Source organism: Rhodococcus sp. R1101, assembly GCF_000278445.1.
Taxonomy (GTDB): Bacteria; Actinomycetota; Actinomycetes; order Mycobacteriales; family Mycobacteriaceae; genus Rhodococcus; species Rhodococcus gordoniae.
The window spans coordinates 1-9,186 of sequence record NZ_AJVB01000124.1; the positions used below are offsets into that span (position 1 = coordinate 1).

General features: G+C 69.2%; 11 protein-coding genes. 5 read left to right on the forward strand and 6 right to left on the reverse strand.

What is annotated here, in order from left to right; all coding sequences use genetic code 11:
* Positions 1 to 673, reverse strand: a 673-nt coding sequence (locus R1101_RS0110465; RefSeq protein WP_016933383.1) for a cytochrome c oxidase assembly protein, incomplete at its 3' end; no start/stop codon positions are given.
* Positions 674 to 682: 9 nt separating this feature from the next.
* Positions 683 to 1,177 carry a DUF2243 domain-containing protein gene (locus R1101_RS0110470; protein WP_037222805.1) on the reverse strand — a complete coding sequence of 165 codons (495 nt, stop codon included), beginning with the start codon at positions 1,175 to 1,177 and terminating at the stop codon, positions 683 to 685.
* Positions 1,178 to 1,259: 82 nt separating this feature from the next.
* Here R1101_RS0110470 and R1101_RS0110475 point away from each other — a divergent pair, with 82 nt between their 5' ends.
* From R1101_RS0110475 to R1101_RS0110485, 3 genes are all read left to right on the forward strand, one after another.
* Entirely contained in the window at positions 1,260 to 1,808 is a 549-nt protein-coding gene (locus tag R1101_RS0110475) for a hypothetical protein (protein WP_016933385.1), read from the forward strand.
* A gap of 64 nt (positions 1,809 to 1,872) precedes the next feature.
* Positions 1,873 to 2,517 (forward strand): alpha/beta hydrolase family protein, encoded by a 645-nt coding sequence (locus tag R1101_RS0110480; RefSeq protein ID WP_016933386.1) that lies wholly within the window; start codon positions 1,873 to 1,875, stop codon positions 2,515 to 2,517.
* On the forward strand, positions 2,514 to 4,172 hold the full coding sequence (locus tag R1101_RS0110485) for a sensor histidine kinase (RefSeq protein WP_016933387.1): 1,659 nt from the start codon (positions 2,514 to 2,516) through the stop codon (positions 4,170 to 4,172). The genes R1101_RS0110480 and R1101_RS0110485 overlap by 4 nt, the downstream gene beginning before the upstream one ends.
* A 25-nt stretch (positions 4,173 to 4,197) precedes the next feature.
* Here R1101_RS0110485 and R1101_RS0110490 read toward each other — a convergent pair whose 3' ends face one another.
* Positions 4,198 to 4,845: a response regulator transcription factor gene (locus R1101_RS0110490; RefSeq protein ID WP_037222806.1), complete on the reverse strand. Its 648-nt coding sequence runs from the start codon at positions 4,843 to 4,845 to the stop codon at positions 4,198 to 4,200.
* Positions 4,846 to 5,027: 182 nt separating this feature from the next.
* On the opposite strand from R1101_RS0110490, the gene R1101_RS0110500 reads away from it, so the two are divergent.
* Together R1101_RS0110500 and R1101_RS0110505 are read left to right on the forward strand one after the other, a co-directional pair.
* Positions 5,028 to 5,951: a nitroreductase family protein gene (locus R1101_RS0110500; RefSeq protein ID WP_026003121.1), complete on the forward strand. Its 924-nt coding sequence runs from the start codon at positions 5,028 to 5,030 to the stop codon at positions 5,949 to 5,951.
* A 23-nt stretch (positions 5,952 to 5,974) separates the two neighbouring features.
* Positions 5,975 to 6,238: a hypothetical protein gene (locus R1101_RS0110505; RefSeq protein WP_016933391.1), complete on the forward strand. Its 264-nt coding sequence runs from the start codon at positions 5,975 to 5,977 to the stop codon at positions 6,236 to 6,238.
* A gap of 47 nt (positions 6,239 to 6,285) precedes the next feature.
* Here the strand turns inward: R1101_RS0110505 and R1101_RS0110510 are convergent, their stop codons facing one another.
* From R1101_RS0110510 to R1101_RS0110520, 3 genes are all read right to left on the reverse strand, one after another.
* On the reverse strand, positions 6,286 to 7,197 hold the full coding sequence (locus R1101_RS0110510) for a universal stress protein (RefSeq protein ID WP_026003122.1): 912 nt from the start codon (positions 7,195 to 7,197) through the stop codon (positions 6,286 to 6,288).
* Positions 7,198 to 7,222: 25 nt separating this feature from the next.
* Complete coding sequence (locus tag R1101_RS0110515; protein WP_016933393.1) at positions 7,223 to 8,263, reverse strand: LLM class F420-dependent oxidoreductase; 1,041 nt, start codon at positions 8,261 to 8,263, stop codon at positions 7,223 to 7,225.
* Between the two features lie 73 nt (positions 8,264 to 8,336).
* Positions 8,337 to 9,186, reverse strand: an 850-nt coding sequence (locus R1101_RS0110520; protein WP_016933394.1) for a universal stress protein, incomplete at its 5' end; no start/stop codon positions are given.

Consider the following 9,186-nt stretch of genomic DNA (forward strand, 5'->3'; position numbering starts at 1 on the left):
CACCGGTCTGCAGATCGGGCACATCGAAGGTAGTACCGGGCGGTGACTGCGCATACAGCGTCTTCGCCAGTACCGAATGGGCGGCGCCGGCCACGAGCAACACCACCGCGAGGTGCGGGAGACCGTACCTGCGCCGGAGCGGATCGAGGCGGCAGATCGCGACGGTGAACAGCATCCCCGCAGCGAAGACGTGCAGGTGGACGGCAGTCGCGACGAGCACGTCGTCGTGCATTGCCGCGAACAGTGGTGTCCGGTAGAGCACCCACAACCCACCCATGTCCAGGACTGCCGCGACGACCGGCACCGTCAGCAGACCGGCCGGACGTGAATGCAGCACGGTGAGCAGACCGGTGCGTGTGCGTCCTCCCGGGACGTTCCTCAACAGCAGCGTCATCGGCCTGCCCAGCACGATCAGAAGCGGTCCGACCATGCCGACCAGCAGATGGCCGGTCATGTGGGAGGTGAACGGACCACCGGGCAAGGGCAGCACCGCCGCGGCGGCGACGGCACCGGCGCCCGCGACGACGCTCGCGTCACGCCACCGCGGCCACGCGTCGCCACGCCGGCGCAGCCGCACGGCCGCACCGGTGTACAGCGCGACCCCCACCCCTGCGGCGATCAGGACGACGAGGGCGAGCACACCCGGCCCCGTGTACGTCGGATGGTCGTGCACCGACGGCTCCTATCCGTCCGGGAGCCCGACGGTGCGGACGTTCCGCCGCGCCGACCACCACAGCGCAGCACCGGCGATCAGGAACACGAGAGCCGCTCCGATCCACGCCAGGTCGTAGGGCCACACGTCGACGTCGTACCGGATCTGGTGGATGCGGAGCACCTTGTGGTCGACCAGTCCGTCGAACAACTGGAATCCCCCGGCACCCATGAGCAGGGCCGCCCAGAAGTGCCGTACTGCAAGGGCATGTCTGCGACGCACGTCCGCGAGCAACGCGAATCCCGCTACGAGAACGAGCAACTCGGCAGTGTGCAGCAGGCCGTCGGAGGCGAGACCCACCGCGGGCGTGGAGCGATCGTAGAAGTGGTGCCAGCCGAGGATCTGGTGGAAGACGATCTCGTCGATCGCCGCCATGAGCGCCACACCGAGCAGAGCACCACTGATCGCGGAGTGCCGCACCGACATTCCGTCGCGCGTACCCCCGGGTCGCATCGCGCCGGTCATCGCTTCCTCACCGTATCGTCCCGGGACCTGCCGTATCGGGATTGCCGATTGTTCCGATCCCGCGAGGGGTACCCGAGCGATCATGCTGAGAAACGCACTGTGGGAAGGCCTGGTCGCCGGTGCCGCCGGGGTCGCGGCCATGACTGTCGGAGAGAAGATCGAGCAGGCCGTCACCGGGCGGCCGAACTCGCACGTCCCCGGCCGCGTCCTCGCCCGGTTGACGGGTGCGTCCGAGTCCGACGGGCAGAATTCGACCGCACTGAACTGGGCGATGCACTTCGGTCAGGGCATCGCCCTGGGTGTGGTGCGGTCGGTCATGGCCGAGGTGGGGCTGCGGGGCCCACTCGCATCGATGAAGTTCACCGTCGTGCGGCTGACCAACGACCAGATCCTCGAGAACGCGACCGGCGTCGGCGCACCGCCGCAGACGTGGCCCCGCTCGGAACTGGCCGTCGACGTCCTCCACAAGAGCGTCTACGGCTTCGTCACCGGGGCGGTCGCCGACGCGCTGGCCGCTCGCCGGGGTCCCGGCCCGGGTGGGCGGCACGCCGCGCTCGTCCCCGGCCGCCACTCCGGCATCGGCCCTGTGCCTCGCGGCATGGCAGCGGGACGGCTGCCGCGCGGAGCGTAGGCCACCTGGGGCAGAGCGCGGAGGGGTACGAGAGCGCCGCCGATGCGGCGGTTACCGTATCGGTGTGAGCGTCGAACTGCTGGACACCGGCCCCGTGGCCGGGCACCTGCATCGTCCCGACGGGAGTCCCCGGGGGGCGGTCGCGCTGACGCACGGGGCAGGCGGCAACTGCGACGCCCGGATCCTGCAACTGATGTGCGCCCGGTTCGCCGACTCCGGCTTCCTCGCCCTGCGCTACGACCTGCCGTTCCGCCGGCGCACACCCAAGGGACCCCCGCAGTCGTCCCGGGCGGCGGAGGACCGTGAGGGTGTCGCCGCCGCGGCCGCTGAGCTGCGTGGACGGGTGTCCGGACCCCTGCTGCTGGGCGGTGTCTCCTACGGCGGCCGGCAGACGTCGATGCTCGCGGCCGACGAACCCGGCATCGCCGACGCGCTCGTCCTGCTGTCCTATCCCCTTCATCCCCCGGGGAAACCGGAGAAGCCGCGCACCGAGCACCTGCCGAGGATCGCGATGCCCACGGTGTTCGTCCACGGCGACCGCGATCCCTTCGGTACCTTCGGCGAACTGCGGGAGGCACTCGCTCTCCTGCCCGCGGCCACGACTCTCGTGGAGGTCACCGGGGCCGCACACGACCTGAGCCGCGCGAAGACGGATCCGTCGGAGGCCGCCGTCCTTGCTGCGCTGCACCTGCTGGAAGAGAAGTCATGATCGAACCCACCGACGTCGCCATCGACACGCTGCTCGCCGAGCTCCGCGACCGGCTCGGCGACTCCGTCGACGCCCCGACCACCCTGCGTGGTCTGCTCGAGGCGGTGCTCGTCGTGGGATCGGGTCTCGAACTCGACTCCATGCTCCAGCGCATCGTCTCCGCGGCGACCTCGCTGCTCGACGCCCGGTACGGAGCACTCGGTGTGCGCGCCGCCGACGGAGGCCTGTCGGAGTTCGTGTACGTCGGGATCGATCCGGCGCAGCGCGAGGTGATGGGTCACCTGCCCGAAGGCCGGGGCATCCTCGGTCTGCTCATCAACGATCCCCGGCCGGTCCGCCTCGGCGACCTGTCGAAGCACTCCGCCTCGATCGGCTTCCCGCCGAACCATCCACCCATGAAGAGTTTCCTCGGAACCCCGATCATGGTGCGCGGCAAGGTCTTCGGAAGTATCTACCTCACCGAGAAGCTGGGCGCCCCCGAGTTCACCGAAGAGGACGAGGTGATCCTCAAGGTACTCGCGATGTCCGCGGGCGTGGCCGTCGAGAACGCCCGCCTGTTCGAGGGCTCCCTCGCTCGCGAGAGATGGCTCACCGCAATGGCGTCCATCAACTCCCGGTTGCTGATGGGCGGATCGGTGGACGAGACGCTGTCGATGCTCACCGGCCAGGTCCGCGAACTCGCCCGGTGCGCGGGGGTCTATGTCGTGCTCGTCGACGGCCACCACGGCAGCCTGCAGGCCGCAGCACCCGCGCTCCCGTGCGGGAAGGACAAGCGCTTCGACATCACCGGATCACCTGTGCTGCAAGCTCTCAAAAGCCGCCAGGTGATGCATCTCGACAGCCTCCCCGGGCTGCCACCGACGGAGCTGGGCGACGACGGACACGCGGTGGTGCTGCCTCTGTCGGCGACGTCGACCGTCACGGGCGTACTCATCGCGACACGTGAGGCCGGCACCGAACCGTGGGACGACGAGGACGTCGCCCGCTTCGAATCCATGGCGAACCTTGCCGCCGTGGCCCTCGAATTCGCCGAACAGCAGCGCAAGAAGCGTCTGCTCGATGTGCTCGCCGACCGCGACCGCATCGCACAGGACCTGCACGACAACGTCATCCAACGTCTGTTCGCCACCGGCATGAGCCTCCAGAGCGCGACCGCGGAAGGTGCGGGCACCGAACGCGCCGTGGAAGTCATCCGTCACGCGATCGAGCAGCTCGACCGGACGGTGCGCGAGATCCGCACCACCATCTTCGATCTGCACACCACCGGCGCAGCGGCATCGAACAGTCTGCGCCGGAGACTGCTGGACGTCGTGGGCGATCTGAGCATCCACTCCGCGGTGGCGCCCAACGTCCAGTTCGTCGGCCCCATCGACACCCTGGTCCCGATGCGCATCCACCCGCACGCCGAGGCCGTCCTCCGCGAAGGGCTGAGCAACGCGCTGCGCCACTCGCAGTCCGACAACATCTCGGTGTCGGTCTCGGTTCAGGACGACTTCCGGATCGAGATCCTCGACGACGGCACAGGCCTTCCCGACACACCTCGCCGCAGCGGCCTGGCGAACCTCGAGCGGCGCGCCGTGCAGTGCGGCGGGTCGTGCGAGATCGGTCCGGCCGATCCGCGCGGCACGCGGGTGCTGTGGACCGTCCCGCTCTGACGGGACGAGCTCGGTATCACTCGCGCTAGGACGACGGCTTGCCGCGCTCGTTGCGCAGTTCGGTGGCGAGCACCGCCGCCTGGGTGCGTCGCTGCATGCCGAGCTTCGCCAGGAGCCTCGAGACGTAGTTCTTCACGGTCTTCTCCGCGAGGAACAACCGCTCGGCGATCTCCCGGTTGGTCAGGCCCTCACCGATGAGCTCGAAGACGGCGCGCTCCTGCTCCGACAGTTCGGCGAGCGGATCGGCCGTCCGCGACGCCCGGATCCGGTCCATGAGCGCGGCGGTGGCACGGCTGTCCAGCAGCGAGCCGCCTTCTCCGACGGTGCGGATCGCCGAGACGAGGTCGGTTCCCAGGATCTGCTTGAGCACGAACCCGGAGGCGCCTGCCATGATCGCGTCGAAGAGTGCCTCGTCGTCGGCGTACGAGGTGAGCATCAGAGCGCGCAGATCCGGCATGCGGGTACGCAGCTCGCGGCACAGTTCGACACCGTTGCCGTCGGGAAGCCGCACGTCGAGCACCACGACGTCGGCGCCGCTGTCGGGTACGCGAGCCAGGGCCTCACCCACCGAGGCGGCCTCACCGACGACGGTGAAGTCCGGCACGCTGCTCAGCAGATCCACCAGGCCGCGCCGCACGATTTCGTGATCGTCGACGAGGAACACGCGGGTCATCTCGGGCACCTTTCGTTGGCAGGCTTTCCGGTCATTGTCCCAGCTGTACCGCGATACCCACGTCCGCGGGGCCGTTCGACATCCATATCAGGACCTTCTCCCCCTCCCCCGCGGACGCTGCTCGGGAGACGCTGAACGTAGAGGCGAACATGTGGGACGAACGAGCCGACGAGGAGGATGTCGTGACAGTCGATGCCGGAACCTGGTCGCTCGGTGACACCGAGATCATCGCACGTGCGGTGGTGGAAGCACCCTCCGTGCACGACACGCAACCATGGAATCTGCGCCTGCCCGATCACAGCGCCGAACTCGAGGAACGCCTCGAATTCGCCGAGCCGGGCCCGGACCCGCTGCGTGTCGACCGGTTGATCTCGTGCGGCGCGGCCCTCACCAACCTCGAACTCGCGATCCGGGTCCTCGGAAACAGATCGCGCACCACTGTGCTGCCCGATCCGCAGCGTCCGGAGCTCGTCGCGCGCATCGAGACGCTCGGACCGGGCACCCCGGCCGGTCGCGACCTGCGGTTGTATGCGGCGATCTCGCACCGGCGCAGCCACCGCACATCGTTCACCGACATCTCGGTGCCGACGGAGACGCTCGCCGACATGATCGCCGTGGCCGGCGAGATCGCAGATGTGGACGTGCGCCTGCTCGCGGACGACGAGGCCGTCGCCCTGGCCCAGGTGCTCGCGTATGCGGCGGAGGCCTGCCGCCGTCATCCGCACTATCAGCGCGAGATGTTCTCGTGGACCTCCCATTGGCAGCCGCGCGGCAACTCCGAGGTGGTCACCACGTGGAGTGCGACCCTCGACGGGAAGGGCGCAGCGGGCGACGCCCTGGTCACGACGGGGATCCCGGACGTCGATGCGCTGGCATCGGCGATCGCGCGCGAGTCGGTGCTGCTGTTCTCCGCACCGTCGACCTCACCGGCCGATCTGATCCGGGTGGGCGCGGCCGTCGAACGGTGCTGGCTGGCGGCGATCGACGCGCGATTGTCGGCATCGGTACTGACGCATCCCCTGCGGGTGGAGGACGCCGGGTCGCGCCTGGCCGAGATGCTCGACCTGACGGTCGTTCCGCTGGTCGTCCTGCGTGTGGGTTTCTGAAGAAACGGGAGAGTGAAGCGACGATGAGTGCACCGACCGAGCAGCCGATCGACGATCCGACCCGCGAGTTGTTCCGCACAGCCCTGGACATGGCGCAGGCCGCCAAGGTCGGCAATGTCTCGGGCTGGCTGACCGCCCGCTACGAGAGCGGACGCCTCGAGGACGTCGCGTTCCTGCTCTCGCAGATGCTCGGAGTGCTCATCGAGAACGGGGCGGTCAGCCGCGGCGTACACCCGGCCGACGCATGGCGGGAACTGCGCGAAGGTGGCGTCGACGACTTCGGCTGACGCCTCGGTCGGGGGCGTCGACGACTTCGGCCGACGCCCCACCCGGATCAGTCCTCGGTCTCGGTCGAACGTACGACGAGGACCGGGCAGTCGGCGGTCTGGATCAGCGCGTTGCTGGTGGACCCCAGCAGCAGTCCCTTGAATCCGCCGCGGCCGCGGGTTCCGACCACGAGAAGCTGTGCCGCTTCGGCATATTCGCTGAGCACCCGCACCGGCCGGTCGCGCGCGACGACACGCTCGACGGCGACGTCCGGATACCGCTCCTGATAACCGGCGAGACGCTCGGCGAGCACGACCTCCTCACCGGTCTGGATCCGGCTCCAGTGCGGGTCGTCGGGGACGGCCCCGAGCGACGGTTGCACACTCACGTCGCTCCACACGTTCACCGCAACGAGCGTCGCACCGCGCGCGGATGCCTCCTCGAACGCGACCTCCACCGCGTCGCGGCACGAGACCGATCCGTCGACACCGACCACGACGGGCCCTTCCGCCGGCGGAGCGCCGTCGAGCGTACGACCCCGCACCACCACGACGGGCGCCTTCGCGTGCGAGACGACCGCCGTGGAGACCGACCCGGCGAGCAGACCCTTCACCTCACCGAGGCCGCGTGAGCCGACGACGAGCCGATCCGCGTGGTCGGCCTCGGCGATGAGCGTGGGAACGACCTTGCCTTCGAGCTGCGCGGTGGTGACCTCGACGTTCCCGTGGCGGTTCTCGTCGATGATCTGCCGGGCGAGCGCGGCCGCGCTGTCGAGGCGGTCGCGGGCGGTTGCCTTCATCTCCTCGTGGAAGCTCTGCGCGAGGTAGGGCTCGGAGTAGTAGAAGGCGGGGATGTGCACGACGGTGACGATGCGCAACGGCAGGCCACGGATCGCCGCCGCCCGTGCCGCCCAGCTCACCGCGGTGGTGGACGCGTCGGATCCGTCGACGGCCACGACGATCGGCTTGTTCTCGGTCATCGCACGCGGAACCTTTCTCAATGGGTCAGCCGCAGATCTGCCGCAGCTGCTCGATCAGTCGCACACGCCCGGCGGTGTCGGCCGCGAACGGGGTGACGTTGAGGGTGGTGACCCCGGCTTCCGCGAAGGCCGCGATGCGTTCGCGCACGAAGCCCTCCGGGCCGATCAGGGAGATCGAGCGGAGCAGTTCGAGGGGCACCGCTGCGGCCGCCTCGTCCTTCTTGCCGGCCAGGTACAGCTCCTGGATGGTCTCGGCTTCCTTCGCGTAGCCGTACCGGATGGCGAGGTCGTTGTAGAAGTTCTTGCCCTTGGCGCCCATGCCGCCGACGTACAGCGCGACCATGGGCCGGACCCAGTCGAGCATGTGGTCGACGTCGTCGCCGATGGCGAGCGGGGTCTGCGCGTAGATCTGCAGGTCGCCGAGTGCGGGATCGCGCTTGGCCTTGCCCTTCGCGATCGATTCGCCCCACACGTCGGCGGCCTTCTCCGGGTAGTAGAACAGCGGCTGCCAACCCTCGGCGATCTCGGCGGTCATCTCGACGTTCTTCGGGCCGAGCGACGCGATGATGATCGGGATACGTTCGCGCACAGGCTTGTTGATGATCTTCAGCGGCTTGCCGAGTCCGGTGCCGCGGTCTTCGGGCAGCGGGATCTGGTAGTACTTGCCCTGGTGGTCCACCTTCTCGCGGCGCCACACCTGCCGGCAGATGTCGACGATCTCACGGGTGCGTCCCAGCGGCGCGTTGTAGGGAACGCCGTGGAAACCTTCGATGACCTGAGGGCCCGACGCGCCGATACCGAGCACGAATCGGCCGTCGGAGACGAAGTCCAGACCGGCCGCCGTCATGGCGGTGAGCGTGGGTGTCCGGGTGAACAACTGGAGGATGCCGGAGGCGAGTTCGACCCGGGAGGTCTTCGCCGCCAGATAGCCGAGCTGGCTCACCGCATCGAACGAATAGGCCTCGGGTACGAACACGATGTCGAGGCCGGCCTTCTCCAGGTCGGCCACCTCCGCCGCGGTCTCCGCGAAACCTCCGCTGTAGTTCAGTCCCATCCCGATGCGCATGCGCCACCTTCGTCCCTGCTGCACACCCCCGTTCGGGGGCGCGATCGTCCACGTGCCCCGCACACTACCGCCGTCAGGAGGTGACCGGTCGCACCACCATCACCGGGCAGCGCGCCTCGCGCATGAGCGCGTTTCCGGTAGAACCGAGCACCATCCCCTTGAAGCCGCCCCTGCCGCGGGTCCCTACCACGACGAGCTGGGCTTTCTCGCTCCAGGACTGCAGATGGGCGCGGGGGCCGTCGACGTAGACCTTCCGGTGGACCGTCACGTCCGGATAGCGCTCGCCGTAGCCCGCGAGACACTCGGACAGCAGGGAGTGCTCGTACTCCTCGAACGCGCGGGGATCGAAGTCGAGGGGCGACTCGTCGATCTCCCCGACCTTCAGGTCGCTCCAGACGTGGACGGCGACGAGGTCGACCCTGCGCCAGGATGCCTCCTCGAACGCCAGATCGACCGCCCGGCGGCTCGCGGGGCTGCCGTCCACGCCGACGACGACGGGTCGCTCGTCGGGGACGGGCCCTTCCGGTCCCCGCACCACGACGACCGGGCATTCGGCATGACCGGCGACGGAGACCGGGGTGGAACCGAGGAACGCCTCCCCCAGCTTGGTGCCGCCGGTGGCCCCGAGGACGATCATGCGCGACGTGCGGGACAGTTCGACGAGCCACTTGGCGCTTCCGGTGAGGGCGAGCTCGGCGGTGATCTCGAGGTCCGGCGCCACCGCCTCGGCGGTCTCTGCAGCCTCCTTCAGGAGTGCCTGGGCCTCGGCCTCGCTCCACTCGAAGACCTGCGAGGGGCGGAAGAAGGGAAGTTTCGTCCAGCCCGACGGCGCGAAGTCCACCGCGTGGACGAGGTGCAGTGGGATCTTCCGGCCGGCCGCGGTGGCGGCAGCCCACCTCACCGCGCGCTCGGAGGCCGAGAGT